Here is a 25664-nt window from a genome sequence, read left to right as displayed (position 1 = left end):
GTCGCCATCGCCGCCTCATCAGGCACATTTTCCACACGGAAACAACGACGCATCAGAGAGTGAACCATGGCACGCAAAGTAGTCATCACCGGCTTGGGCGCCACCACCCCCATCGGCGGCGATGTTCCCACCATGTGGGCAAACGCGCTGAAGGGCGTCTCCGGCGCGCGCACCATCGAGGCCGACTGGGTCGCCGAGTACGAGCTACCGGTCACTTTCGCTGCCCAGGTTTCGACTCCGGCAAGCGAAGTCCTTTCCCGCGTGGAGGCCAAGCGAATGGACCCCTCCACCCAGTTCGCGGTGATTGCTGCGCGTGAAGCATGGCGCGACTCCGGGATCGAAGAGGTTGACCACGATCGCTTCGCCGTGGCTTTCGCTACCGGAATCGGAGGCGTGTGGACCCTCCTGGATGCCTGGGATACCCTCCGGGCCAAGGGACCGCGGCGAGTCCTGCCGATGACGGTTCCCATGCTCATGCCCAACGGCCCGGCAGCAGCAGTCAGTCTTGATTTGGGGGCCCGCGCGGGGGCACATACTCCCGTGTCCGCGTGCGCATCCGGAACCGAAGCTCTTCATCAGGGACTTGAACTGATCCGGTCCGGAAAAGCCGACGTGGTCATGTGCGGTGGCGCGGAAGCCGCTATCCACCCGATGCCGATTGCGGCGTTTGCTTCGATGCAGGCTCTGTCTCGCCGCAATGATGATCCCGAGCACGCCTCCCGCCCCTATGATGTGGACCGCGACGGCTTTGTCATGGGCGAGGGCGCAGGAGCATTGCTACTCGAGGCGGAGGAGCATGCTCTTGCGCGCGGCGCAAAAATCTATGGGGAACTGGCGGGAACATCCGTCACCGCGGATGCGTATCACATCACTGCGCCGGATCCCGGGGGGCTGGGCGCTACCCGGGCTCTGAAGGCAGCGATGTTCGACGCGCGTGTTCAGCCGTCCGATATTGTGCATGTCAATGCACACGCCACGTCCACGCCTGTCGGGGACCAGCCGGAGTATGTCGCCCTCAAGACCGCGCTGGGGAACCAGGTGGAGTCAGTCGCTGTTTCGGCTACCAAGTCGCAGACAGGGCACCTGCTTGGAGCATCCGGTGCTGTTGAGGCGGTTATGACCGTGCTCGCCGTCTATGAGCGACGGGCTCCGGTTACCATCAACCTCGAGAACCAGGACCCGCAGATTCCGCTGGACGTGGTCACCTCCGCACGCGATCTGCCCTCGGGTGATGTCGTGGCGCTCAGCAACTCCTTTGGTTTCGGCGGCCACAATGCGGTCATCGTGGTGAAGAACGTCTAACCTGCGGGAAGTGACGCAGAGCAGAAATGCGGCCCGGGTACCAACTGGTACCCGGGCCGCATTGCCGCGAAGCGCAAGCGAATCAGTCAGCCGACTTGATGCAGCCAGCGGACTGGAGCTCCCTCTCCGGCATGCCGGAACGGTTCCAGTTCCTCATCCCATGATTCACCCAGTGCAAGCGAAAGTTCGTGGTAAACGGCCGCCGGATCACCGGCACCAGCCTCGTATGCATACCTGATGCGATCTTCGGTGACCATGACATTGCCGTGGACATCGGTGGTTGCGTGGAAGATGCCCAACTCCGGGGTATGCGACCAGCGGCCGCCGTCAGCGCCGGCGCTCTGCTCTTCGGTTACCTCGTAACGGAGGTGCGCCCACCCCCGCAGGGCAGAAGCCAGCTTGGCCCCGGACCCTTGCGCCGCAACCCAGGAGAGTTCCGCGCGGAACATTCCGGGCGCAGCAGGCTGCGGAGACCACTGCAAATCCACGCGCTGGTCGATGACCGATCCGACGGCCCACTCGATATGAGGGCACAACGCAGAAGGGGCTGAGTGTAGATACAAAACACCGCGCGCCATCACAACAGACATTCCATCCTCCATAGCTGTAGGTACGTCTTCCCCAACGACCTTCAGTTACAGGTGGTAGCGCCTGAGTTGCAGCGTGGCGATGATGTTCAGTGACGTTTCACTGGGACTCTCAGTCCACGAGTATTGAACTAGCATCATTCTGCCCTATGAAAACGAATGGCGCCACTGTAATTACCGCCGCAGTATTCCACAGCGCCCTGGGAAAAAATGCCGGCGGTCATGCCCGAGGGTGAGCCTGCTCGTAACTTCGGCGAAGCCGGTCTACTGAGACATGAGTATACAACTGAGTGGTTGCCAAGCTTTGGTGCCCGAGAAGTTCCTGCACTGCCCGTAAATCCGCGCCGCCGTCGAGCAGATGGGTAGCGGCCGTATGCCGCAGAGCGTGCGGGCCTCTGGCGCCGGTGCCATCGACCGACGCGAGCAATCTTTCCACGATGGACCGGGCCTGACGCTGGTCGAGGCGGCGCCCCCTTGGTCCGAGGAACAGAGCGGTCCCGCTGTCGGGACCGATCCAGAGCCTTCTTCCGCGTGTGAGCCAGTCGTTGAGTGCTTGAGCCGCCGGCACGCCATACGGCACGGTGCGCTCCTTGTTGCCCTTGCCGAGCACTCGGACAGTGCGTCGATCGTGGTCGAGGTCGTCGATGTCCAGGCCAACCAATTCACCGACACGGATGCCGGACCCGTACAGCAACTCAAGCACCGCACGGGAGCGTAGCGCTGCGGGGTCGCCTTCCAGCGCCGCCTCTAGGGTGGATGCCAGCAAGGGCTGCAGCTGGGATTCCGACAGGACGTCAGGTAGACCGTTCTGACGGCGAGGCGCTTTCAGCCGAAGTGCGGGGTTGTCTTGCAAATAACCTTCACGGGTAGCCCAGGCGAGAAAATTGCGGACCGTTGCTGCACGGCGGGCAATGGTTGCCCTGGAGAGCCCGTGCTGATCGAGTGAACCAAGCCATGCCCGCAGGCCACTTAAATCCACCCCCGTGAGATCCGCGATGCCCCGCTCGGCCGCGAAGGATGCAAAGTCCGCAAGGTCTCCCCGGTAGGCGCGCACAGTGTGGATTGAACGATTCCGCTCCCTGGAGAGGTAGCGAATGAATCCCTCCGCTTCACGGGTGAAAGGAGGTGGAAGGCTATCTCCAGAGAGTCCGCTCATGGCCTCCCTCTCCGTTCTGCCTGTGACGTGCTCCGCCTGTGACGCATGATCCAGCGGGTTCAGTCTGCGCCAGGATGCGTCAGCTCTCAAGGAGGCTCTCCGCCGCGGAGTGCAATTGCCCAGAACAAAGAAGCGACGCTGCTGGTTGCTCCGTTACCTTCGCGGCAGGAACTCAGGCGGCCGCTCCGGCTGCAACCGTAGCTTCCAGTTCGAGCAACGCACGTTTGACGGTGACGCCCGCCGCATAGCCTGTGATTGCTCCGCCGGCGCCCACTACACGATGCCCTGGTATGACCAGGGACAACGGATTGGCGCGTACCGCAGCACCAACTGCCCGCCCCATCAGTTCATTGCCCAGACCTTCTGCGATGTCTTTGTAGGTGCGGGTTTCTCCGTACGGAATATCAGCAACGGCTCCCCAGACGGCACGCTGGAACTCCGTCCCGGCGGGTAGACCATACGACAAAGGCTCGGCAACGGTTCCCCTGAAGTACCCGCGAAGCCAGTCACTCGTCCTAAGGAACACCTCGGACGCGGCTTCTTCATTGATGGCAGGCAGCTCCTCCGGAGCAGGTTCCAAGGAAGAGCGGTGCTGGGAGTCTGCCTGAATGGGCAATCCAAGCAGAACCGGAGAGGGCTCCGGCGAATGATACTCGTGGTAAACCCCAACGAGCGAGTCGTTCCCGGCCACGAGGACCAGTCCCCCGATCGGGCTGTCGATGATCGTGAAGATGTTCATGGTTGTTTCCTCTCTTGATGATTTATTACTGCAGGGTGCGGTGCTTTGCGGCGGGAATCGCTGACGATTCACCGGGAGCCCTTCCGCCATCCGCCGTCATCAGTTCGCTGGGCGAGCCCGTCGGTCTCCAGGCGGCCGAGACCCGCAAGAACGCCGGGAACACTGAGGCCGGCGACCGTCGCAAGCTTGTCCACTGTTGAGGACGAGCGAACCGGCAGAGCGTCCAGAAGCAGCAGGTCCCCGACCACCAGTCCGTCGTGCAGCGCCGGCTTGTCCTCGCGTCTTTCCTCAAGCTCGGCGAGCAGGGGGCCAGTCAACTCCGCCACCTCCGCGGCGTCTGTGACACAGATGGCGCTACCCTCCCGGAGGAGCCGATGACATCCAGCTGAATTGACGGAATGGACAGAACCGGGCACCGCTCCGACCGAGCGGCCCAGGCCGGCCGCGTGATGAGCTGTGCTGAGCGCTCCCGAACGCCATCGTGCCTCGACCACCACTGTGACCGAGCTGAGCGCAGCGATGATCCGATTCCGTTGGAGGAACCTGTAACGCGTGGGCGAGGACCCCGGTGGGACCTCCGACACCAGCAGTCCGTGACGAGCTACTTCACGCAGCAGATCCTCATTTCCGGCGGGGTAGTATCGGTCGATGCCGCAGGCAAGGACGCTCAGCGTCGGCAGCGGGTGATCCTCCCGTGCTGCTTTCAGCGCTCCCCGGTGAGCTCGCGCGTCAATCCCATAGGCACCCCCGGAAACGACGGTGTACCCGCGCGCGACAAGTCCGGCTGCCAGATCTCCGGTCACCTCCAATCCGTAACTGGTGCTGTCACGTGACCCGACGACCGCCACTACGCGTTCCTGCGAAGGGATCGGCACGGGGTTGTCTCCGCGTACCCACAGGCACATTGGTTCTTCAAGCTGAAGATCCGCGAGGGCTTTCGGCCACCAGTCCGACTCGGGGATGAGCAGGGTGCCTCCAAATCTGCGAACCGTTTCCAGATCCCTGAGGGGTGCGAGCGCGCCGACGCGAGTTTGCCAGCGGGCGATCGCCTGGATGAGGACATCCGTCCTCACCCGGTGTCCGCTTGCGTCCAGCACCTCGAGGAACACGCGGTGTACCTGGGGACCACACGATGTCGCGCCCGTGGCAATCTGCAGTGCTTCCACGGGTCCTGCCGCGGCCACGAGGGCCAGACCGACATTATCCAATGGTTCGAGGAGCCGAGCCAGTGCGGCGCGGGCAATTTGCTCTTCGCTCCACACGGAGCCGGTCATGCCGGCTCCTCCTGGGTTCGAAAGAGCAGTGCCGTGGTGACGTCGTCGGCATTGGGCGAGGACCTTCCCGCCAAATCAGCGATTGTCCACGCAACGCGGAGCACACGGTCATAGCCACGCTTGGTGATGGCTGCCTTCTCTATCTTCTTATCCACCGAGACAGTTGCCTTTCGGGTGAGCCGGAGGTCGTTGTGCAGCAGTGGCGCGGGAACTTCCGCGTTGGTCGAAAGCTCCCACTTGCTGAGCCGCTCGTGTTGAGCGGCTCGAGCGGCCGCAACGCGTGTGGCCACCGCAGCGGAAGTATCCGCTGCAGCTGTACCGGAGAAATCCTGCAGCGCGACCCGGTGCACGGCCAATTGCAGGTCGACGCGGTCGAGTAGCGGAGCGGACATGCGGTCGAAGTAGCGCCGGCGTTGCTGAGCTGAGCAGTTGCAGCCGATTCCCTTACCTGTAGCTTGTCCGCAGGGGCAGGGATTTGCGGCGAGAATCAGCTGAAAGCGTGCCGGATAGGTGGCTGTTCCTGCCGCGCGGTGGAGGACCAGTTCGCCGCTCTCCAGCGGTTCGCGAAGCGCATCCAGAATGCGGCGCTGGTATTCCGGTGCCTCGTCAAGAAACAGAACCCCGCGATGGGCGCGGGAGGCCGCACCCGGACGGGGTATGCCGCTGCCTCCACCGATGATCGATGCCGCGCTGGCGGTGTGATGCGGACTTTCGAACGGCGGCCGCCGTTGCAGCTCCCGACAGAATTCACTGTTGCCCAGGGAATGTATGGCGGTAACCTCCATAGCCTGCTTGTCGGTGAGGTCCGGGAGGATGCCGGGCAAGCGCTCGGCCAGCATGGTCTTCCCGGCTCCTGGCGGGCCCACCATCATCAGGTTGTGTGCACCGGCGGCAGCCACTTCCACCGCGAAACGAGCCTCGGACTGGCCGGCTACGTCAGACATGTCCTTCGGTATGACTACGGCGCCGGGCTGGTCTGCCCGCGCTGAAGCCTCAGACAGCTGCGGGGCAGGAAGCGCGACACACGCCGGATCCGCGCCGAACGCCAACGCAACCTCAGCGAGTGAGTCATAACTTCTCACCTCGGCACTCGGGACGAGGGCCGCTTCTGCAGCGTTTCCACTGGAGACGACGACGCTCGTAAAGCCGGCGTCCACGGCAGCCATGACTGCCGGGAGCACCCCACGAATGGGCCGAAGCCGGCCGTCCAGGCCGAGCTCGGAAAGAAACACGGTTCGCCCACAATTGCGCACATCCCCCGCCGCTGCCAAAGCGGACATGACGATTGCGAGATCGAAACCTGAGCCTCGCTTCGGCAACGACGCCGGAACCAGGTTGACTGTGATCTTCCGGCGGGTGAGGGGCAGGCCAGCATTGCGCGCCGCTGCACGAATTCGCTCTCTGGCTTCAGACAGTGAAGCATCCGGGAGCCCGAGCAGAACGAAAGCTGGAAGTGTCTGACCAATATCAGACTCAACTTCAACGATGTAGCCGTTCAATCCCACCAGGGAAACAGCATAGGAGCGGCCAAGCGGCATCAGCTCACCGCCCGCAGGTGCTCGATGACCGGTTCTTCCACGCCGCCATCCACGATCGCCACGGCGTCCACCCGGAAGCCGGAGAACCGGAGGTCGTGTGCCCGCGCCCAGCGCGATGCCAGAAGATACAGCCGTTCCAGTTTGCCCGGGGTGATTGCCTCTAATGGATGACCGTATGCCTCAGAGGACCTGGTCTTCACCTCAACAACCACCAGAGTGGCGCCGTCCACCGCTACAAGGTCAATTTCGCCGAGCGTACAGCGCCAGTTGCGGTCAATAATCCGCAGCCCTGCGTCCTCAAGATAGCGCGCCGCGAGGGCTTCTCCCCGTTTGCCGAGCTCGTCCTTGTGTCTCATGAAAACACCTCCGGTACCAGCGTGGATCAGCTGACTACCGGCGGTGCGCGGCTACATTCCTATGTGGGCAACTGCACGAAACCTGCCCGGTTGTGGAGCAGGAGTCAGGCCCCCAGTGATCCGTCCTTCGGAAGTGGGATGTCATCGGTCTTGGCCAGCTCCTCGACGTTTACGTCCTTGAACGTGATGACGCGCACGGTCTTGACGAACCGGGCCGAGCGGTAAACGTCCCACACCCATGCGTCATTCAGCGTGAGATCGAAGTAGATTTCCCCCTCCGCCGAACGGGCCTGAAGGTCAACGTGGTTAGCAAGGTAGAACCGGCGCTCCGTTTCGACCACGTAGTTGAAGAGGCTGACGACATCGCGGTACTCACGATAGAGCTGCAATTCCATGTCGGTTTCGTAGTTTTCGAGATCTTCGGCACTCATGACCCCATCATCTCCCAATATCGCCGGCAGCCACGCCGGGACCCGCAATAGCGGTGCCAAGACGCCACGTCCGACGATGTTCGACGCATGGACCCAGCCCGTCAATCGCGGCGCGGTGAGCAGACGTTGCATATCCCTTGTTGACGTCCCAGCCGTACCCCGGATAATCCTGCGCGAAGTCGATCATCAGCCGATCCCGTTCCACCTTGGCAAGGACACTCGCAGCAGCGACGCTCAAGCACTGCAAGTCTCCTTTGATCCGGGTGTGCACAGGGGCATCGCAACTGACTTCGGAAGAAGTTTCTGCGTCACCAAAAAGTGATCCCTGCGAAACAGGCGCCAGCCAGTTGTGGTTTCCGTCCAGGATGACGGCGTCCGGGCGTGCTTCGCGTATCACCTGCGACCAGGCGCGGTTCCCTGCGGCGCGGAGCGCCGCCATAAGACCCGTAGCGTCGATCTCCGCAGCTGTGGCATGCCCAACCCCGTATGCGGCCGCCCAGCGTTGGATCTTTGGCACCAGCGCTTCGCGGTCAGGCGCACTCAGGAGCTTGCTGTCCCGCACCCCCCGCAGGCCTTTCACAGTCGTCAGGTCGACCACCACCAGGCCAACAGTCACCGGCCCGGCCAAGGCGCCTCGCCCCACTTCGTCGCAGCCGGCGAGGAAGCGGTGCCCCTCGGCCAGGAAGGAACGTTCGTAGCGCAGCGTTGGAGCCTTTCCGGTCACGGCCCCGACTGTTCCCGCCCGGTGCTGCTCTGGGGTGCCTCAGGCACGTCAGCGAACACGTCCGGGTAGTTGTCCAGGAAGCCCATACGGTCCAACGGCCACGCGATCACGGAAGCCTTACCTTCGATGTCATCCACATCGATGAAACCACCACCGGGCTTGTCCGTGTTGGCCCGTGAATCCGCCGAAGCGTTCCGATGGTCACCCATGACCCAGATCTTTCCTTCAGGCACCGTGACGTCGAACGGCACGTCCGACGGGCTGGCACCCGGGAACAGGTACGGCTCGTCTAGTGCTTCCCCGTTGACCGTGATCCTTCCTTCGGCATCGCAGCAGATTACACGGTCACCCTCCAGACCAATGACACGCTTGACGAGATGCTGTTGGGACTCGTCGGGCACGAGGCCGACGAAGATGAGCGCATCCTTGAACCAGTTGCTGTCCGTCGTTCCAGCCGCAGGTTCGGGCAGCCAGCCCTGGGTATCGCGAAAGACGACGATGTCGCCGCGCTTGAGCTCGAAAGGCTCAGGCACAAGCTGGTTCACAAAGATGCGGTCGTCGATCTCAAGGGTGTTTTCCATCGACCCTGACGGGATGAAGAACGCGCGAAAGAGGAACGTCTTGATGAGGAACGAAAGCAGCAAAGCGACTGCGACGATGATGAGTACTTCCTTCGCCCAGCTGCCGAGGCTGCGGGCGGCTGACCCACCGGAAGCAACCTCTTTGTCCGGGGAGGTGGAACGGGAAGTCTCTGCTGGGTCTCCCGCGCCGTCGTTCGGCGCCCCCGAGTGGGCTTTGGCCATTATCTGCTGTTCCTCTGCTGTGTGTTCGGAGAAAGTCGGGCCGACGATGAAGAATCCGCAGGGCGCGGTATTGCGGTGAAACGGTCGAAAGGCCACAGCACGTGGGTTGCACGGCCAATAACCCGTTCCTGGGAGACAAGCCCGCCGCCTGGTGCGCCCAACAGCCCGCGCGAGTCAAAGGACTCCGAACGGTGATCACCCATGAGCCATAATTTACCCTCTGGAACTGCTACCTCGAACTGCGTATCACTCGGCTCGTCCATGGGGAAAACGTAAGGCTCCGCAATGGCGTTCCCGTTGACGGACAGTCGCCCTGCAGAATCGCAGCACACCACGGTATCTCCACTCGTGCCGATCACACGCTTCACGTAGTTTGTCCCGGAGACGCCGACACCGAAGAAGTGCGCTGCATCCGATATTGCCTGCTGGAGCCCGCCCTCGCCTAGCGGTGCGAACGATCCCCTGCCGTCAAAGACGACGACGTCGCCTCGCTTGATATCGCCGAAGACGTAGTCGGTCTTTGAAACCAGGACACGATCATTTTCTTCGAGCAGCGGCTCCATTGAACCGGAGGGTATGTAGAAGATATCGGCGAGCAGTGCCCTGACGGCGACGACGGCAACACAGACGAAAGCCACGGCACAAAAGGCGAAGCGCCGGCCCGTGATACCGGGCCAGCGCTTCGGCTGCTGCCTGGAGGGTTTCCGTCCGTCGGAAAATTCAGGCATAGACAGGAAGAAAGTTACTTGGCGGTCTTTGGATCGCGCTTTTCCTTGATCTTGGCAGCCTTGCCGCGAAGATTGCGCATGTAGTACAGCTTCGCGCGGCGTACGTCACCCTTGCTGACTACCTCGATCTTGTCGATAACCGGGGAGTGCACCGGGAAGGTACGCTCCACGCCGACCCCGAAGCTGACTTTGCGGACCGTGAAGGTTTCACGAACGCCGTCGCCCTGGCGGCCGAGAACGAAGCCCTGGAAGACCTGAACACGCGTGTTCTTGCCTTCAATGATGTTGACGTGAACTTTGAGCGTGTCACCCGCACGGAAGTCGGGAACGTCATTACGCAGCGATGCTGCGTCCACATTGTCGAGAATATGCATGAAATTGCTCCTGGTGAACGCCACAGGTCCCTCACGTTGGTCACAACGACCAAGACCTGCATGCAGGCGGTTGCCGTTGAAGATTAGATACCGTCATGCCCTTTGGCGCACTCCGGAGTGCCATCCTGTTGGTTACGCTCCCCCTGTGGCAGGTGCGTACCAGTTGACACAAGCTTCAATTATGCCACAACGACGGAGACAGCCGGAATCCAGCGACTAATCCGGCGAGGACATGGCGGCACGTGCCACTTTCCCCTCCACGACGGCGAAACCGTGCATCGTGAGTACGGCGCGGTCTGCCGCGTCCAGGCCTGCCGGGTCGAGCTTCTCGAGGAGGTCCGGCCGTCGCAGCGCCGTCCTGCGCAGCTGCTCGTCACGCCGGTGACGCGCAATGCGCGCATGGTTTCCGCTGAGGAGAACTTCAGGAATATTCAGGTTCCGCCAGGAGGAGGGCTTCGTGTACACCGGGTACTCCAGCAAGCCGTCCGAGTGCGATTCTTCGACGAGGGATTCCGGGTTGCCAACAACTCCGGGCAAGAGCCGGGCCACTGCCTCCACTATCGCGAGCACAGCGACCTCGCCGCCGTTCAACACGTAGTCGCCCAGGCTAAGCGGAAGTACGTCGAACGAACCTTCGGCCCAGTCGAGCACCCTCTCGTCGATTCCTTCATAGCGCCCGCAGGCGAACACCAGGTGTTCTTCCTGAGCCAGTGTCGATGCCATCGCTTGAGTGAAGACCGTTCCAGCCGGTGATGGGACGATGAGGACCGGTCGTTTATTTTCCCGCACCGTCTCCAGCGCCTGTGCCCACGGTTCCGGTTTCATCACCATACCGGCCCCACCGCCATACGGTGTGTCATCGACGGTCCGGTGGCGGTCGGTGGTGAAGTCTCGAAGATTATGGACCTCGAGCGTCAGCAGACCATCATTCCGGGCCTTCCCGATCAGTGAAAGATTGAGTGCTTCCAGGTACTCCGGAAAGATGCTGACGACGTCGATACGCACTAGTTGCGGTCTGCCTTTCCTTCAGCGTTGCCGCCCTCCGCGGAATCGGATTCTGCCTGGTTCGATCCAGGGAGGTTCAGCTCAAGCAGGCCTTCTGGAGGGGTCAGGACAACAAAGCCACCCTCGACATCGACCTCGGGAACAATCTCCTCCACGAACGGCACCAGAATCTCTTGACCATCGGAGCCTTCAATGATGAGCAGGTCCTGGACCATCAGGGTGCGCAGAGCGCTGACCCGGCCGACGACGGCGTCTCCTACACGCACCTCGAGTCCCACCAGCTCGTGCTCGTACCAGGCATCGCCGTCGTCGTCTGAAGTGCCACCGGATTCGATGAAGAGCTTCGCACCTCTCAGCAGCTCGGCAGCGTTGCGGTCCGAAACCTCCTCGAACCCGAGGATCAGGATGTCCTTGTTCCAACGGGCGCTGGAACAGGTGAGCGGTCCCTGAGCTTCCGGCTCCACCCGGAAGACGGCGCCGGGCTCGAACCGCTCCTCAGGGGCGTCCGTGAAGAGCTGAACGGTTACTTCACCCCGAATACCGTGGGGCTTTCCAATGCGGGCGACCTGCAGATCCATGGATTCTCCGGTAGGTAGAGAGCGTGTCGATACAGTAAAAAGTCCGGCCCCAACGCCTTGAGAGTTGGGGCCGGACTTCTGGCATAGGTGCTGCTGATCAGCGGCGGCGATCGGTATCCACGACATCTACCCGCACCGGCTCGCCATCCGCAAGAGCGGAAATGACGGTGCGCAATGCGCGCGCCGTGCGTCCCTGCCGACCGATGACACGGCCGAGGTCTTCCTGATGCACACGAACCTCCAGAGTCTCACCGCGACGGTTCGACTTGGAGGATACCTGCACATCATCAGGGCTGTCCACGATTCCGCGGACGAGGTGCTCCAGCGCTTCAGCAAGCAACTTACTCAGCCTCGGTGGCTTCAGCCTCAGGCTCGTCGGCCTTCTTGCTCTTCGGCGTGATTGCCTCGGGAACAATGACGGAACCCTTTTCAGGAGCCGTGAAGGTCTCCTTGGGAGCCTTGGTCTTCAAGGTGCCTTCCTGGCCCTCGATACCCTTGAACTTCTGCCAGTCACCGGTGATCTTCAGGATCGCGGCGACCTGCTCGGAGGGCTGTGCGCCCACGCCGAGCCAGTACTGTGCACGATCCGACTTGACCTCGATGAATGAGGGCTCCTCGGTGGGGTGGTACTTGCCGATTTCCTCAATGGCACGGCCATCACGCTTGGCGCGGGAGTCCATGACGACAATGCGGTAGTACGGTGCGCGCATCTTGCCGAAGCGCTTCAGACGAATCTTTACGGCCACTTGTGTGGTCACTCCTTGTTGATCAAAAGGGCGAACTCCGGTTTCTGCACCCGTGGGGCGGGCCATACATTTGGGAGCTCTGAAGGACACAACGCACGCAGAGAGAGGGGCTGCGCAGATTGGGTACGAATCCATTGTGCCAGAAGTTGATGCTTCCCGGCGACCTGGCGCACGTTCAGCTCGCTGAAACCCTGAGCTTGTTTCGCCACGGGTCGTCGAACCGCAGTTCCTGGCCGGTGTGATGGTGCTCAATACCTGCACTTTTCAAGCGCTCAGCCAGTGCCCCAACTTCATCCGCAAGAGGTACGCGGATAAGGACTTCCCCGAGCCCCAGTGTGTCCTTGCGCAGGCCTGCGCCACGACTGTTCCAGACGTTCATCGCCATGTGGTGGTGGTAACCTCCGGCGGAGACGAACAGCGCCTGCCCGTGCCAGCCGGCAGTGCGCTCGAACCCGAGGGTACTCACATAGAACTGCTCTGCCGTCTGCACGTCCCCCACCTGCAGATGAACGTGCCCGACGTCGGCGGCCGCCTGCTGCTGTTTGGTCACCGACTCCTCTGTCAGGTTACTTTCCAGATATTGCCTCGCAGGAAGTGGAGCATTGTCCATGACGACGGTCCGCTTTCCTTCGCTGGTAGTCCAGTCCCAGGTTTCCCGCGGCTTGTCGAAATACAGTTCGATCCCGTTGCCTTCGGGATCAGAGAAGTAGAACGCCTCGCTGACCAGATGATCTGCGCTTCCCACGTACCGGCCTTCTGAGGACTGCGCGACATGAGCCGCGGATGCCACGGTTGCGGCAAGATCGGCGCGGTCCCTGAAAAGCAGTGCGGTATGGAACAGCCCCGCTTCAGTGGGATCGGGCAACTTCAAGCCGGCGGCTGGAGCAAGGTGAATCAGCCGTTCGCCGGCTCGTCCCAGGTACAGCCCGCCGTCGGATTCTGCGGTGTCGACCAGGCCAAGTGCGCTCCGGTAGTAGTTCGCCATCCGGTCAAGATCTCCGACCTTCAGCATCACAGTGCCCATTGCAGTATCCGCGGGAAGCAGGTCGTCGGTCATCACGATTCCTCCAAGTGTGTGGTTCACTCGATCCAACTACTTGAAGCTTAAAGTTATTCCCAGCAACACTGTACGGTCAAGCATCAACTCCCAGTTCAGGGCCTTTTTCCGCATGGTCTCGGATAAACCGGCGAAGGATGGTGTTCCCTTCCTCAGTGTCCTGCGGACGATGCCCTCCGCCAACAACGCGATGCACCGCCCCAGTCCCCGCGAGGTACTCAGCGACCTCTTCGTAGAGCGGCTCCCAACCACCGGTCAGGACGAGGGTGGGAACGCCGGGAACTATAGCGAGCGGAGCCGTCCATGGAGGCGCCTGCATCCTGAGACGCCGGGCGCGGTCACGATCTTCGGCGGTGTTCAGGGGCCGGGGTTCAGAACCGATAACCGCCCGGGCAAACTCCCTGCTGAAGTCCTCATCAGTCAGCTCGGCAGCGCGCATGAAAAGCGGCTCCACCCGCTCCCGGTGTGCTGCTGTTGCCGGCAGTTCTTTGGTAAGGGACAGGCAGGCCGGCTCAGCCAGAACGAGGGACCGGACAAGATCCGGCCTCTCGACGGCCAACATCATTGCCGACACGGCTCCTTGCGACGCCGCTACCAGATGACCGCCTCGCCCCAGTGCCTCCTCGACGATCTGCCGGTCCGCCTCGAAATCTGTCCTGAGCGGAGCAGCCACAGGATCAAACCCATGACGGCGTACAAACAGGCAGTCGAACTCACGTGCCATTCCGTGCTGTCTGGGCCAGGCAGCTGCACCAAAGGTTCCGGCACCATGCACGAAGACAACGCGATCACTTTTCATGACCTCAACCTAGCTGCCACCTCCGACAAACCCGTCCGGTTGGCGTTCCACCGTCCCGATCGAACTATTTCCCGAGGAACTTCTCGAAGCCCTTGGGCAAGTTCAGTGACGACGGATCGAAGTTTTCCTGCTGGCCGAAAGCGGCACCGGTGGGCACGGATGTGCGCTGACCGTTCCGACGCGCTTCTGCGGCAGCAGCCTCCTGGGCAGCCTTGGCCGGGTTGCCCGAGCGGGGCTTTTTCTTTCCCTTGGCGTTTGCCTTGCCCTTCCGTGCACCGCCATTGAAGCCGCCGGGACCTGGCATACCGGGCATGCCGGGAATGCCGCCACCGGCAGCCATCTTACGCATCATCTTCTGTGCCTGCCCGAAACGCTCGAGCAGCCCGTTGACCTCAGAGACGTGGACGCCGGAGCCGCGGGCGATGCGGGCGCGCCTCGAGCCGTTGATGATTTTGGGCGCGACCCGCTCATGGGGGGTCATTGAACGCACGATCGCTTCTACGCGGTCAATCTCGCGCTCGTCGAAGTTCTCCAGCTGCTCACGCATGTTCGCGGCGCCCGGCATCATCATGAGCATCTTCTTCATGGAGCCCATATTGCGAATCTGCTGCATTTGCGCAAGGAAGTCATCGAGGGTGAAATCCTCCTGGTCGGCGAATTTCTTCGCCATCCGGGCGGCCTCGTCCTTGTCCCATGCCTTCTCGGCCTGCTCGATCAGGGTGAGGATGTCTCCCATGTCGAGGATGCGGGATGCCATACGGTCCGGATGAAAGACCTCGAAGTCGGTGAGGGCCTCGCCTGTGGAAGCAAACATAACCGGCTTGCCGGTCACCGACGCCACAGAAAGGGCGGCGCCGCCGCGGGCGTCGCCGTCCAGCTTGGTCAGAACCACACCGGTGAAGTTGACGCCCTCGTTGAAGGCCTGTGCGGTATTCACCGCATCCTGGCCGATCATCGCGTCAATAACGAAGAGCACTTCATCCGGGTTGACGGCATCACGGATGTCCGACGCCTGCTGCATGAGCTCGGCATCGATGCCAAGACGGCCGGCGGTGTCGACAATGACGATGTCGTGGAGCTTGGTTCGTGCCTCGGCGACGCCCTGTCGGGCAACATCCACAGGATTGCCGGTCGACGCCTCGAATTCGGAACTCACACCGGGATGTGGAGCGAACACGGGAACGCCTGCGCGCTGCCCGTTGACCTGCAGCTGCTTGACCGCGTTGGGACGCTGGAGATCACAGGCAACCAGCAGAGGACTATGGCCCTGGCCCTTGAGCCACTTGGCCAGCTTGCCCGCCAAGGTGGTTTTGCCTGCACCCTGAAGACCGGCAAGCATGATGACCGTGGGCGGGTTCTTGGCGAGTCGGAGGCGTCGCGTCTCGCCGCCGAGGATGCCCACCAGCTCCTCGTTCACAATCTTGACAATCTGCTGTCCGGGGTTGAGGGCCTGTGAGACCTCAAGACCAAGGGCGCGTTCCTTGACCTGCGCTGTAAAGGCGCGAACCACCGGCACAGCAACGTCCGCGTCAAGCAGGGCGCGACGGATTTCACGAACCGTTGCGTCGACGTCCGCCTCCGACAGCCGGCCCTTTCCGCGCAGGTTCTTGAAGGTCGCTGTCAACCGGTCTGAAAGTGAATTGAACACGGTGCGTGAACTGCTTTCCTCGAACTCAAGTGGATTCAACTATCTAGGGTAGCAACTGGGTTCGCTCCAACAGGCAGCAGACAGCTACCCCCTTGCAGTGGCAGGGTGTTAAGGGTGACTACTCATGCGATTGACGAACAGGCTTCCGGACACCAATTCCAGGGGCAGGCCATCAAGACGTTGCTGATCCTCGGCGCCTCTGGCGACCTCACCGGCCGCCTGCTGTTGCCCGGGCTGGCGCGGCTGGTGAGACACGGGAAAGCCGAAGGGATAACCCTGGTCGGAGCCGGCTCGGACGCCTGGAGCACTAAGGACTGGCAGGAGCGCCTCGCCACGTCCTTCGCCGCTGCATCGCCGGATACCGGTACCCGCAACGATGACGGCGCTCTTGAACAGATCTGCGCGGCCAGTACTTATCATCAGGTTGATGTCACAGCGGAGGGTTCACTGGCAGAGCTGATTGCCGGCCTCCAGCCGCCGGTCGCGATCTATTTCGCACTGCCGCCGGCCGTCAGCGAGAAGGCCTGCGCCACACTCGAACCTGAGGACCTCCCGGACGGATCACGCCTGGTGATGGAGAAACCGTTCGGCACCGACAGGGAATCGGCAACCCGATTGAACACGATTCTGGGCCGGTTGGTGCCTGAAGACCACATCCACCGGGTGGACCATTTCCTCGGTAAGGCGACGGTGCTGAACATCCTTGGACTGCGGTTCGCGAACCGCCTGCTGGAACCGGTGTGGAACAGCCTCCACATCGATTCGGTAGACATTGTCTTCGACGAGAAGCTGACACTCGAAAACCGTGCGCGCTATTACGACGGCGCTGGTGCGTTGAAGGATATGATCCAAAGCCACCTGCTGCAGGTGATGGCTCTCATCGCAATGAATGCGCCCTCGACGCTGCACGAGCGGGACCTGAGGGACCATATCGGAACCGTGCTGAGGGCCAGCTCGGTGCACCCGGATTTCCGTTCCAGTACCCGACGCGCCCGCTACACCGCGGGAAGCATCGACGGGCGCGAGGTTCCAAATTATGTGGATGAGAGCGGCGTCGATCCATCCCGTGGCACCGAGACGCTCGCCGAAATTGTAGTGTCAATCAACAACGAGCGGTGGGCGGGAGTTCCATTCCGCTTGCGGTCAGGAAAGTCCCTCGGCCGGACCCGCAAGGAAGCAGTGATTACCTTCAAGCCGGTTAACCACCTTCCGGACGGCTTCACAGGAGTGGACTCCCCTACGCGGCTGCGCATCGGCTTCGGTCCGGACACCCTTGAGTTGGACCTCGATGTGAACGGTCCCGGCGACGTATTCTGCCTGGACCGGGCAACCCTGCAGGCGGAACTGAATGCCTCGGAACTCCTGCCCTACGGTGAAGTTCTTGACGGCGTGCTGTCCGGTGACCCCACGCTGTCCGTACGCGGCGACACGGCTGAGGATTGCTGGCGCATCGTGGAACCGGTGCTGGAGGCCTGGAAAGCAAACGATGTACCGATGGACGAATATCCAGCGGGATCGGCCGGTCCGTCGAACTGGGGTACAGCCGAAGTGGGAGGCGAAAAATAGTGCAGCTATGGCGGGATAGGCCGATCCCATCCCGCCACAGCTGCACAAAACATCCTTGGAACGCTAGAGCGCCGCTTCCCCGCGTTCGCCCGTACGGACGCGGACGGCATCTTCCACCGGGAGGACCCACACCTTCCCGTCGCCAGCCCGGCCCGTGTTTGCTGTTGAGACCAGCACGTCCACGATGTCGGTGACCGAGGCGTCCGACACAAGCACCTCTACGCGGGCTTTCTGGAGGAGGTCGACGGTGTACTCCGCTCCCCTGTAAACCTCCGTGTGCCCGCGCTGGCGGCCGTAACCGCTCGCCTGGCTGACGGTAAGGCCCTGAACGCCGTAGTCCTCCAAGGCTCCCCTGACGCTGTCCAGTTTGTCCGGACGAACAATGGCAGTAACCAGTTTCATGACGTCACCTTCTGCTGGCCGGGATCGGCAACGGAGACCTTGGCGGTTGCGTGGAACGGGTGGAACTGTCCTCCAACGCCGAGCCCTCCGAATTCGTAGGCAGTTTCCGCGTGTTCGGAAAGGTCGACGCCGGACACTTCGTTGTCGGCAGTAACCCGGAACCCGATGGTCTTGTGGATCGCCAGCCCGATCACGGCCGTCATCACCGCAGACAGCGTTACGGCTACCAGGACAGAGACGATCTGCGCGACAAGCTGACCGCTGCCGCCGCCATAAAACAACCCGCCGCCTTCGCCGTCGACAGGCAGGGCAATGAAGCCGATCGCGATGGTTCCCAGGGTGCCCGCCACCAGGTGCACTGCGACCACATCGAGTGAGTCATCAAAGCCGAGCTTGTACTTCAAGCCGACTGCCAGCGCACACACGGCACCCGATACCAGACCCAGTCCGACCGCTCCGATGGGACTGACACTTGCACAGGCCGGCGTGATGGCAACGAGGCCGGCGACGATGCCCGAGGCTGCTCCGAGGGATGTGGGCCGGCCGTCGCGGAAACGCTCGAGGACGAGCCAGCCGACCATTGCTGCTGCGGGCGCGGCCATGGTGTTGACCCAGATCAGCCCCGCTTCTTCGGCAGTACTTGCGGCACCGCCGTTAAAACCGAACCAGCCGAACCACAGCAGGGCGGCGCCAAGCATGACCAGCGGGACGTTGTGCGGCCGGTGTGCAGGGTCCTTGCCGAATCCCTGCCGCTTGCCGAGGATGATGGCCAGTACCAGTGCCGCGACGCCGGCGCTGATGTGGACGACGGTGCCGCCCGCGAAGTCAATGGCCTCACCGACGGTGCTTCCGATAGCGCCCTCGGCACTGAGCAGTCCGCCGCCCCAGACCATGAAGGCCAGCGGGCAGTAGACGGCTGTGACCCAGATGGGCACGAAGAGCGACCAGGCGCCGAACTTGGCGCGGTCCGCGATTGCGCCGCTGATCAGGGCCACCGTGATGATCGCAAACGTAACGCCGTAGCCTGCGCCGATCATGTCCTCTGTTCCGATGAGGCCCTCAAGCCCGAAGGAGGAGAACGGATTCCCGAAGAGCTGGGCAACGCCGTCGCCCCCCGTCATCGAGTAGCCCCACAGCACCCAGACGATACCCACCAGTCCGACGGCGATGAAGCTCATCATCATCATGTTCAGTGCTGCTTTTGCGCGGGTCATGCCGCCGTAGAAAAATGCCAGTCCGGGGGTCATCAGCAATACCAGGGCGGCGGAAACCATGACCCAGACGTGACCTGCTGTCAGATCCATCGTTACGTCCTCTCGCGAGTGGCGGGCACTTCCCGCTGCAGAGAAGTCTTGCAACGACGTGTTTCAGCACGTTGGGAACTGTGTTGCCGGGAGGTTACGCCGGACGCACTGACGTAAAGAGTGCGTGTCCCCGGTGTTTCCGCCGTGTTTCGCGGGTGGAGCGGAACCTTGAACCGCCGTCCCTGGGTCAGTTCAGGAGCGCGTCGACAAATTCCTCGGCTTCGAACGGCGCGAGGTCATCAGCGCCCTCACCCAGACCGATCAGCTTGACCGGTACCCCCAGCGAGCGCTGGATTGCGACGACGATGCCGCCCTTGGCGGTACCGTCCAGTTTGGTCAGGACGATTCCCGTGATGTTGACAACCTCTGAGAACACCTTGGCCTGGTTCAGACCGTTCTGACCGGTGGTGGCGTCAAGAACGAGCAGCACCTCGTCGACGGTGCCCTGCTTCTCAATGACGCGCTTGACTTTGCCGAGTTCGTCCATCAAGCCAACCTTGTTCTGCAGGCGGCCGGCGGTATCGATCATGACGACGTCGACCTCACCTTCGATTCCAGCCTTGACCGCCTCAAAGGCCACGGAGGCAGGATCTGCGCCGTCGACATCCGATTTCACCGTGGGCACCCCAACCCGCTGTCCCCAGGTAGCCAACTGTTCCGCAGCGGCTGCGCGGAAGGTGTCTGCTGCACCGAGCAGCACGTCCTTGTCCTCCGCCACGAGCACACGGGCGAGCTTGCCGACCGTGGTGGTCTTTCCCACGCCGTTCACTCCGACAACCATCACAATGGCGGGGCGGTCAGCGTGGCGGTCGGTGGCAAGCGACCGGTCCATCGTGGGGTCAACGAGCTTGATGAGCTCCTCCCGGAGCATCCCCTTGACCTCCTCCGGACTGCGGCTGCCCGCAATTTTCACGCGTTCGCGAAGAGCATCGACAAGTTCGGTGGTCGGTTCAGTTCCGAGGTCCGCCAGGAGCAGCGTTTCCTCGATCTCGTCCCAGACGTCCTCATCGATGCGGTCGCGGGACAACAGTGCCAGGAGGCCTTTGCCGAGCGCATTGTTTGACTTCGCCAGTCTGGCGCGCAGTCTGGCCAGGCGGCCCTGCACCGGATCTGGAGTCTCGACCGGTACGGTCTCGACGCCTGTCCGGGTGTCCTCAAGATCCCTGAGGTCATCAGGCACGACGACGTCCGGCCCGGTATCGAGGCCGGAGGGCCTCTCCAGAGTGTCGGTTCCGACGCCGCGTGAGGCGGTACCGCCGTCGTCGTCCGCGTCCCGCGTGGTGGAGTAGGTACCCGGCGGGGTGCGGCGGGAACGCACCAACAGGGCTGCAAGCGAACCCAGAACAGCCAGGGCGACGACGATGTAAATAACTATCGGGAGGATCTCATTCACGCTTCCAAGCTTCTCACACGGCCGCCCGGCAGTTGGGGCGCGCAGAAACTGGGAGAATCATGAATCGTGGTTGCTTTCAGAAACTTTCTCCGACGCACGAAACCCGGCTCCGCCGCTGAAGAACGCCCGCGCCTGCCGCGCGAGATCAAGGTACTCATCGCCGCGGCCTTCGTCATCGCGATCGGCTTCGGGCTCGTTGCGCCGGTGCTCCCGCAGTTCGCCCAGAGCTTCGGCGTGGAAGCGACAGCCGCTGCCGTGATCGTCAGCGCCTTCGCGTTCACCCGGCTTGTCTTTGCGCCCGCCGGCGGCAAGTTGGTCGAACGCCTCGGTGAGCGTCCGGTGTATGTGGCCGGCCTGCTGATCGTCGCGCTGTCGACGGCGGCATGCGCGTTCGCAGCTGACTACGGGCAGTTGCTGGTCTTCCGCGGCCTTGGCGGCATCGGCTCGACCATGTTCACAATCTCGGCGATGGGTCTCATCGTTCGTATTGCCCCTGCTGGGATGCGTGGACGGGTGACGGGCGCCTATGCCTCGGCGTTTCTCCTCGGAAGCATTGCCGGCCCGTTCCTGGGCGGATTGCTGGCCGGGTTCGGCCTGAGGGTTCCGTTTCTTGTGTATGCGGGCGCGCTGCTGATTGCGGCCGCCGTCGTCTTCTTCCAGCTCAAGGACTCCACGCTGGGCACCCGCACGGCAGCTGCCGCCCAGCCGGTCCTCACCGTGCGGGAAGCCGTCCGGGATTCGGCCTACCGGGCCGCGCTCGTGTCCGGCTTCGCAAACGGTTGGGCGTCCTTCGGCGTGCGCATGGCGCTCGTGCCGCTGTTCGCAGCGGCAGTGCTCGGAGCAGGCCCGGAGGTGGCGGGAATCGCCCTCGCCTTCTTCGCCGGCGGGACTGCACTCGCTCTGACGGTCTCCGGCAGGCTGGCCGATTCACTCGGCCGGAAACCGCTCGTACTCACCGGCCTGGCCGTCAACGGCGCCGCGATGGCGTGTCTTGGCCTCACCGCGGATGTGACGACATTCCTAGCCGTCTCAGTGGTCGCCGGCATCGGCGCGGGCATCCTCAACCCGGCACAGCAGGCGGCCGTCGCCGACGTCATCGGCAATGACAGGAGCGGCGGAAAGGTGCTGGCCGCCTTCCAAATGAGCACCGATACCGGAGCCATCTTCGGGCCGATCCTGGCCGGGCTGCTCGTCGATGCCTTCTCCTACGGCTGGGCCTTCGGGCTCACCGGTGTGACGGCCCTGGCGGCGCTTCTGATGTGGACGGCGGCACGCGAAACGCTGGTTGATGCGAACCTGTCAGTCAGGCGTCCACCAGCCGCTGGCTGATCACGGTAGACACGCCGTCGCCGCGCATCGTCACGCCATAGAGCGCGTCCGCCACCTCCATGGTGCGTTTCTGGTGGGTGATGACGATGAGCTGGCTGGATTCCCGCAATTCTTCGAAGATGGTGATGAGCCGGCCAAGGTTGGTGTCATCAAGTGCCGCTTCCACCTCGTCCATCACATAGAACGGCGAAGGGCGGGCCTTGAAGATTGCCACCAGGAGTGCGACGGCGGTGAGTGACCTTTCGCCGCCGGACAGCAGTGAGAGCCTCTTGATCTTCTTGCCTGCCGGCCTCGCCTCGACCTCGATGCCGGTGGTCAGCATGTCCTCCGGATCGGTCAGGACCAACCGGCCCTCGCCGCCTGGGAACAAACGACCGAACACGCGCTCGAACTGCTCCGCAGTGTCCCGGTAGGCGGCGGTGAACACCTGTTCCACACGCTCGTCGACCTCGCGGATGATGTCCAGCAGATCCTTACGGGTAGCTTTGAGGTCCTCCAGCTGGGTGCTGAGGAACTGGTGACGCTCCTCGAGCGCCGCAAACTCCTCCAGCGCCAGCGGATTTACCTTACCGAGCGCCGAAAGATCCCGCTCGGCCCGCTTGAGGCGTTTCTCCTGCTCTCCGCGGACATACGGCACGCCCTCACGTATGTCATTGCCGTCGTCGTCCACGGCCACGTGCAGCTCCGCCCACTTATCCGCCGGCTGTGCGGCGGACGGAACGGGTTGGTCCGGTCCGAATTCGGCGACCAGGTGGTCCGCAGTGAGCCCCAGCTCATCGATAGCCCGGTTTTGAAGTGCCTCGATCCTCAGCCGCTGCTGGGCGCGGGCCAATTCATCCCGGTGCACGGAATCGGTCAATTCCGCCAGCTCCGCCATCAGCGACTCGTTCCGGGTGCGGACTCCGGCGAGCTCGGACTCCCACGCGGACCGTACCTGGTCAGCAGCGTTCCGGGCGTGGCCGGCACGGTTGACTGAGACGTCGAGGAAAGCCAGGGCCTGGTGCACGGCCTTCCCTACGGCGGCTGCCTTGGCGCTCTGGAGCCGGCGGATCCTGGCCCGCTCCGCTGCCTGTTCCCGTGCTGCCCGCTCCGTCTGCGCCGCGCGCTCCAGGGACGCTGCCCGGCTTGCGGTTGCCCGCAGCTGCTCCTCAGCGCTCCGCAGCGCAAGACGTGCCTCCATTTCCGCCTGACGGGCGTGTGTCGCAGCCAGAGCGAGCATGTCCCGGCTCTGGGTGTCAGGCTCAGCATCCGCCGGAGCGTCCTGTGCGTGCGCGAGCCGTTGCGCGATTTCCTCAAGGCGGCCCTGCTCCGCGGCAAGGTTTTCCTCGGCCGCTTCCGCCAGGCGTGTCAGCCGCTCGGCTTCCCCTGAGGCGGAGCGCAGGACTGATCCCAGCTGGCCCAGCTTCTCTGCGACGGCAGCGAGCCGTGCATCCGATTCGTGCAGCCTTTCCAGCGCCGCGTCTGCCCGTTCCTGAGCCTCCTGCCGCTGTGCGGTGGCTGCAGAAATCCCGAAGCGGGCGCGCTCGTTCCGTTCGGTAGCGATACGAAGGGCTTCAGTTGCCTCATCGACAGCTGCCTGAATTTCCAGGGTGCCGGGCGCCGCGGCAGTACCTCCCCGCACTGAGACCGCCGTATAGACGTCACCCTCACGTGTCACTGCGGTCAGCGAAGGATACAGCTGCACCAGATCCGCGGCGTCCGCAAGCGACTCAACGACAACGACGGCAGCCAGCAGGGCGCGCACGGCCCCGTCTACGCCGCCGCGGGTGGTGACGAGCGAAGCGGCGGCGCGGGCGCCGTCGGGCAGCGCTTCAGCGCCAGTCTCGTGACCCTCCGGGCCTGCGACGAGAAGCTCGACCCGGCCGGCGTCGTCGTCCTTCATGCGTTGAAGGGCAGCACCGGCGGCACCGAGCGATTCAACCGCGACTCCCTCGGACAACGAGCCCAGCGCGGCCGCTATGGCGGCCTCATAGCCCGGCTCCACCGTCAGCAGCCCGGCAACCGGCCCGAGCACCCCGTCCATCCCGGCCGCCAACAGGGTCCTTGACCCGTCTTTGCGCTCCAGGCCGAGACGCAGGGCTTCGAGTCGTGCCTGGAGCGCGCCGCGTTCCCGCTCGGCCGACCGCTCCTGCGCCTTGAGGTCTTCCAGCCTCTCCAGCACAGCGTCAAGGGCGGCGCCGGCTTCCTCATAATCGGCGTCCAGGCCCTCTTCGCCTTCCTCCGCTCCGGCAACCTGCGATTCGAGCGCAGTGAACTCGCTCTGCGCACGACGACGACGTTCGGACACCTCGACGACGGACTCCCGGAGCCTGCCCAGTTCTGCCTCCGCCGCTTCGACCCGGGACCGCGCTGCGCCCACCTGACCGGACAGCTTAGCGAGCCCTTCGCGCCGGTCCGAAGCTGCGCGCAGCAGGGACGCGAGGCGCTGCTCCTCGGCGACGGCCGCGTCTTCCGCCTCGGCGCGCTGCTCGAGCGCGTCCTCAAGCATGTCGGAACGCTCGGCAACGCGTTCGTGCAGCTCAGTCTCTTCGGCACGGACAACCGCGGCCTGCCGGTCCAGCTCAGCGGGATCACGCCCACCCTCCCCTGCAGGGTCCACAGATCCCAGCAGACGACGGCGCTCCTCGGCGAGGGCGCCGAGGGACCGGAAGCGCTCCCTCGCGGATGAGAGTCGGTACCAGGTGTCACGTGCTGCATTCAGCCGCGGTGTGGCCTCCGCGGCAAGGCCTTCAAGTTCGGCCTGCCGGGACCGCCCGGCCTCAAGGAGGGATTCGACCTCGGCACGCCGTTGCTTCAGTGCAGTCTCGTCAGCGATCTCCTGCTCGAAAGACGAGGTGAGCTGCACCAGGTCGTCGGCGAGCAGCCGCGCACGCGCATCGCGGGCCTCGAACTGCACCTGTTGGGCACGGCGGGCGATATCCGCCTGCTTGCCGAGCGGGGTCAGCTGCCGCCGAAGCTCGCCGGTGAGGTCGGTGAGCCGGGTGAGGTTGGCCTGCATGGCCTCGAGCTTGCGGACCGTCTTTTCCTTGCGCCGGCGGTGCTTCAGTATTCCGGCGGCTTCCTCGATGAACCCGCGCCGGTCTTCAGGGGTTGCGTGCAGCACACGATCCAGCTGGCCCTGCCCGACGATGACGTGCATCTCCCTCCCGAGCCCGGAATCGGAGAGCAGCTCCTGGATGTCGAGGAGCCGGCAACTATTTCCGTTGATTGCGTATTCGGAGCCGCCCGCCCGGAAAAGGGTGCGGGATATTGTCACCTCTGAATACTCGATCGGCAGCGCTCCGTCGGCATTGTCAATGGTCAATGACACCTGGGCGCGGCCCAGCGGCGGCCTGCCGGAGGTGCCCGCGAAGATGACGTCTTCCATTTTTCCGCCGCGCAGCGTCTTTGCGCCCTGCTCGCCCATCACCCAGGCGAGGGCGTCCACAACGTTCGATTTGCCGGATCCGTTGGGACCGACGACGGCGGTGACTCCAGGTTCAAAGTCGAAGGTCGTCGCAGAGGCAAAAGACTTGAAGCCTCGAACGGTCAGACTTTTCAGGTGCACGGGTCTCGGGTCTCCAAAAAGGGATAGTTACCCATAATCTACTGCGTTCACAGCCGGTTTCACGGCATTTACCCACGCATCTCCACCCGGGTATCTCCGGTGTCAACGTGCCGTTATCTGCCGGAGGAACTAGGCTTTCCTCAGGAACGTTAGTAACCGAAGTATGCTTATCATTTTCAGATTGGCATCCACTGCCGGCAAAGCGCTATCGGTTCCGGTGCAGCGAACAGCGGACCAGCGGACCACCCGCACAGGGAATAGACGGACACGAGGCAGGA

At 63.1% G+C, this 25664-nt stretch carries 25 protein-coding genes; 3 read left to right on the top strand and 22 right to left on the bottom strand.

Annotation, left to right across the window (positions count from 1 at the left end):
- The first annotated feature begins 66 nt into the window (after nt 1–66).
- Nucleotides 67–1302, top strand: coding sequence for a beta-ketoacyl-ACP synthase II (gene fabF, locus ASH00_RS10710; protein WP_056548327.1), 1236 nt, complete (start codon nt 67–69; stop codon nt 1300–1302).
- A gap of 86 nt (nt 1303–1388) precedes the next feature.
- On the opposite strand, the gene ASH00_RS10705 is transcribed toward fabF, so the two are convergent.
- From ASH00_RS10705 to ffh, 18 genes are all read right to left on the bottom strand, one after another.
- A complete protein-coding gene (locus ASH00_RS10705) occupies nt 1389–1892 on the bottom strand; it encodes a DUF3145 domain-containing protein (protein ID WP_056548325.1) in 504 nt (167 codons plus the stop codon).
- A gap of 217 nt (nt 1893–2109) precedes the next feature.
- On the bottom strand, nt 2110–3045 hold the full coding sequence (locus tag ASH00_RS10700) for a tyrosine recombinase XerC (RefSeq protein WP_056548323.1): 936 nt from the start codon (nt 3043–3045) through the stop codon (nt 2110–2112).
- A gap of 172 nt (nt 3046–3217) precedes the next feature.
- A complete protein-coding gene (locus ASH00_RS10695; protein ID WP_056548321.1) occupies nt 3218–3784 on the bottom strand; it encodes a methylated-DNA--[protein]-cysteine S-methyltransferase in 567 nt (188 codons plus the stop codon).
- A gap of 68 nt (nt 3785–3852) precedes the next feature.
- Nucleotides 3853–5058 carry a DNA-processing protein DprA gene (gene dprA / locus ASH00_RS10690; protein WP_056548320.1) on the bottom strand — a complete coding sequence of 402 codons (1206 nt, stop codon included), beginning with the start codon at nt 5056–5058 and terminating at the stop codon, nt 3853–3855.
- Complete coding sequence (locus ASH00_RS10685) at nt 5055–6596, bottom strand: YifB family Mg chelatase-like AAA ATPase (RefSeq protein WP_056548319.1); 1542 nt, start codon at nt 6594–6596, stop codon at nt 5055–5057. The genes dprA and ASH00_RS10685 overlap by 4 nt, the downstream gene beginning before the upstream one ends.
- A complete protein-coding gene (locus ASH00_RS10680) occupies nt 6596–6952 on the bottom strand; it encodes a YraN family protein (RefSeq protein ID WP_056548318.1) in 357 nt (118 codons plus the stop codon). The genes ASH00_RS10685 and ASH00_RS10680 overlap by 1 nt, the downstream gene beginning before the upstream one ends.
- A 104-nt stretch (nt 6953–7056) precedes the next feature.
- Complete coding sequence (locus ASH00_RS10675; RefSeq protein WP_056548317.1) at nt 7057–7383, bottom strand: DUF2469 domain-containing protein; 327 nt, start codon at nt 7381–7383, stop codon at nt 7057–7059.
- Between the two features lie 7 nt (nt 7384–7390).
- Complete coding sequence (locus ASH00_RS10670) at nt 7391–8107, bottom strand: ribonuclease HII (protein WP_056548315.1); 717 nt, start codon at nt 8105–8107, stop codon at nt 7391–7393.
- On the bottom strand, nt 8104–8910 hold the full coding sequence (gene lepB, locus ASH00_RS10665) for a signal peptidase I (RefSeq protein WP_056548313.1): 807 nt from the start codon (nt 8908–8910) through the stop codon (nt 8104–8106). The genes ASH00_RS10670 and lepB (ASH00_RS10665) overlap by 4 nt, the downstream gene beginning before the upstream one ends.
- A complete protein-coding gene (gene lepB / locus ASH00_RS10660) occupies nt 8910–9638 on the bottom strand; it encodes a signal peptidase I (protein WP_056548312.1) in 729 nt (242 codons plus the stop codon). The genes lepB (ASH00_RS10665) and lepB (ASH00_RS10660) overlap by 1 nt, the downstream gene beginning before the upstream one ends.
- Nucleotides 9639–9652: 14 nt before the next feature.
- The gene (rplS, locus tag ASH00_RS10655; RefSeq protein ID WP_056548310.1) at nt 9653–10012 is read right to left on the bottom strand and encodes a 50S ribosomal protein L19; all 360 of its coding nucleotides are present in this window, start codon (nt 10010–10012) and stop codon (nt 9653–9655) included.
- 216 nt (nt 10013–10228) lie between these two features.
- A complete protein-coding gene (gene trmD, locus ASH00_RS10650) occupies nt 10229–11017 on the bottom strand; it encodes a tRNA (guanosine(37)-N1)-methyltransferase TrmD (RefSeq protein ID WP_056548309.1) in 789 nt (262 codons plus the stop codon).
- Nucleotides 11017–11595 (bottom strand): ribosome maturation factor RimM, encoded by a 579-nt coding sequence (gene rimM / locus ASH00_RS10645; RefSeq protein ID WP_056548308.1) that lies wholly within the window; start codon nt 11593–11595, stop codon nt 11017–11019. Before rimM ends, trmD begins: the two co-directional genes overlap by 1 nt.
- Nucleotides 11596–11692: 97 nt before the next feature.
- On the bottom strand, nt 11693–11935 hold the full coding sequence (locus ASH00_RS10640) for an RNA-binding protein (RefSeq protein WP_026543804.1): 243 nt from the start codon (nt 11933–11935) through the stop codon (nt 11693–11695).
- Between the two features lies 1 nt (nt 11936).
- Nucleotides 11937–12341 carry a 30S ribosomal protein S16 gene (gene rpsP, locus ASH00_RS10635; RefSeq protein WP_056548307.1) on the bottom strand — a complete coding sequence of 135 codons (405 nt, stop codon included), beginning with the start codon at nt 12339–12341 and terminating at the stop codon, nt 11937–11939.
- Between the two features lie 175 nt (nt 12342–12516).
- Nucleotides 12517–13398 carry a VOC family protein gene (locus ASH00_RS10630; RefSeq protein WP_056548306.1) on the bottom strand — a complete coding sequence of 294 codons (882 nt, stop codon included), beginning with the start codon at nt 13396–13398 and terminating at the stop codon, nt 12517–12519.
- Between the two features lie 76 nt (nt 13399–13474).
- Nucleotides 13475–14197 carry an alpha/beta fold hydrolase gene (locus ASH00_RS10625; RefSeq protein WP_056548304.1) on the bottom strand — a complete coding sequence of 241 codons (723 nt, stop codon included), beginning with the start codon at nt 14195–14197 and terminating at the stop codon, nt 13475–13477.
- Between the two features lie 64 nt (nt 14198–14261).
- Nucleotides 14262–15845 carry a signal recognition particle protein gene (gene ffh, locus ASH00_RS10620; protein ID WP_056548394.1) on the bottom strand — a complete coding sequence of 528 codons (1584 nt, stop codon included), beginning with the start codon at nt 15843–15845 and terminating at the stop codon, nt 14262–14264.
- Between the two features lie 114 nt (nt 15846–15959).
- On the opposite strand from ffh, the gene ASH00_RS10615 reads away from it, so the two are divergent.
- Nucleotides 15960–17411 (top strand): glucose-6-phosphate dehydrogenase, encoded by a 1452-nt coding sequence (locus ASH00_RS10615; protein WP_235563263.1) that lies wholly within the window; start codon nt 15960–15962, stop codon nt 17409–17411.
- A 63-nt stretch (nt 17412–17474) separates the two neighbouring features.
- Here ASH00_RS10615 and ASH00_RS10610 read toward each other — a convergent pair whose 3' ends face one another.
- From ASH00_RS10610 to ftsY, 3 genes are all read right to left on the bottom strand, one after another.
- Entirely contained in the window at nt 17475–17813 is a 339-nt protein-coding gene (locus ASH00_RS10610) for a P-II family nitrogen regulator (RefSeq protein WP_056548302.1), read from the bottom strand.
- The gene (locus ASH00_RS10605; RefSeq protein WP_056548300.1) at nt 17810–19117 is read right to left on the bottom strand and encodes an ammonium transporter; all 1308 of its coding nucleotides are present in this window, start codon (nt 19115–19117) and stop codon (nt 17810–17812) included. The genes ASH00_RS10610 and ASH00_RS10605 overlap by 4 nt, the downstream gene beginning before the upstream one ends.
- A gap of 187 nt (nt 19118–19304) precedes the next feature.
- The gene (gene ftsY, locus ASH00_RS10600) at nt 19305–20510 is read right to left on the bottom strand and encodes a signal recognition particle-docking protein FtsY (protein ID WP_056548299.1); all 1206 of its coding nucleotides are present in this window, start codon (nt 20508–20510) and stop codon (nt 19305–19307) included.
- Between the two features lie 66 nt (nt 20511–20576).
- Here ftsY and ASH00_RS10595 point away from each other — a divergent pair, with 66 nt between their 5' ends.
- Nucleotides 20577–21839 (top strand): MFS transporter, encoded by a 1263-nt coding sequence (locus ASH00_RS10595; RefSeq protein ID WP_056548298.1) that lies wholly within the window; start codon nt 20577–20579, stop codon nt 21837–21839.
- On the opposite strand, the gene smc is transcribed toward ASH00_RS10595, so the two are convergent.
- Complete coding sequence (gene smc, locus ASH00_RS10590) at nt 21814–25386, bottom strand: chromosome segregation protein SMC (RefSeq protein ID WP_056548296.1); 3573 nt, start codon at nt 25384–25386, stop codon at nt 21814–21816. The two genes, ASH00_RS10595 and smc, sit on opposite strands and share 26 nt — an antisense overlap.
- Between the last annotated feature and the right edge of the window lie 278 nt (nt 25387–25664).

Source organism: Arthrobacter sp. Soil782 (assembly GCF_001428435.1).
Taxonomy (GTDB): domain Bacteria; phylum Actinomycetota; class Actinomycetes; order Actinomycetales; family Micrococcaceae; genus Arthrobacter_D; species Arthrobacter_D parietis.
Note: the sequence above shows the minus strand (reverse complement) of the source record. Positions and strands in the feature narration are given on the sequence as shown.

Bases quoted from the DNA above. Each gene is read 5' to 3' on its own strand.
- ASH00_RS10605 (WP_056548300.1), bottom strand. From the start codon at position 19,117: ATGGATCTGACAGCAGGTCACGTCTGGGTCATGGTTTCCGCCGCCCTG.
- ASH00_RS10695 (WP_056548321.1), bottom strand. From the start codon at position 3,784: ATGAACATCTTCACGATCATCGACAGCCCGATCGGGGGACTGGTCCTC.
- ASH00_RS10610 (WP_056548302.1), bottom strand. From the start codon at position 17,813: ATGAAACTGGTTACTGCCATTGTTCGTCCGGACAAACTGGACAGCGTC.
- fabF (WP_056548327.1), top strand. From the start codon at position 67: ATGGCACGCAAAGTAGTCATCACCGGCTTGGGCGCCACCACCCCCATC.
- ASH00_RS10630 (WP_056548306.1), bottom strand. From the start codon at position 13,398: ATGACCGACGACCTGCTTCCCGCGGATACTGCAATGGGCACTGTGATG.
- lepB (WP_056548313.1), bottom strand. From the start codon at position 8,910: ATGGCCAAAGCCCACTCGGGGGCGCCGAACGACGGCGCGGGAGACCCA.
- ASH00_RS10680 (WP_056548318.1), bottom strand. From the start codon at position 6,952: ATGAGACACAAGGACGAGCTCGGCAAACGGGGAGAAGCCCTCGCGGCG.
- ASH00_RS10685 (WP_056548319.1), bottom strand. From the start codon at position 6,596: ATGCCGCTTGGCCGCTCCTATGCTGTTTCCCTGGTGGGATTGAACGGC.
- lepB (WP_056548312.1), bottom strand. From the start codon at position 9,638: ATGCCTGAATTTTCCGACGGACGGAAACCCTCCAGGCAGCAGCCGAAG.
- rimM (WP_056548308.1), bottom strand. From the start codon at position 11,595: ATGGATCTGCAGGTCGCCCGCATTGGAAAGCCCCACGGTATTCGGGGT.
- ASH00_RS10625 (WP_056548304.1), bottom strand. From the start codon at position 14,197: ATGAAAAGTGATCGCGTTGTCTTCGTGCATGGTGCCGGAACCTTTGGT.
- dprA (WP_056548320.1), bottom strand. From the start codon at position 5,058: ATGACCGGCTCCGTGTGGAGCGAAGAGCAAATTGCCCGCGCCGCACTG.
- rplS (WP_056548310.1), bottom strand. From the start codon at position 10,012: ATGCATATTCTCGACAATGTGGACGCAGCATCGCTGCGTAATGACGTT.
- ASH00_RS10705 (WP_056548325.1), bottom strand. From the start codon at position 1,892: ATGTCTGTTGTGATGGCGCGCGGTGTTTTGTATCTACACTCAGCCCCT.
- ASH00_RS10700 (WP_056548323.1), bottom strand. From the start codon at position 3,045: ATGAGCGGACTCTCTGGAGATAGCCTTCCACCTCCTTTCACCCGTGAA.
- ASH00_RS10675 (WP_056548317.1), bottom strand. From the start codon at position 7,383: ATGAGTGCCGAAGATCTCGAAAACTACGAAACCGACATGGAATTGCAG.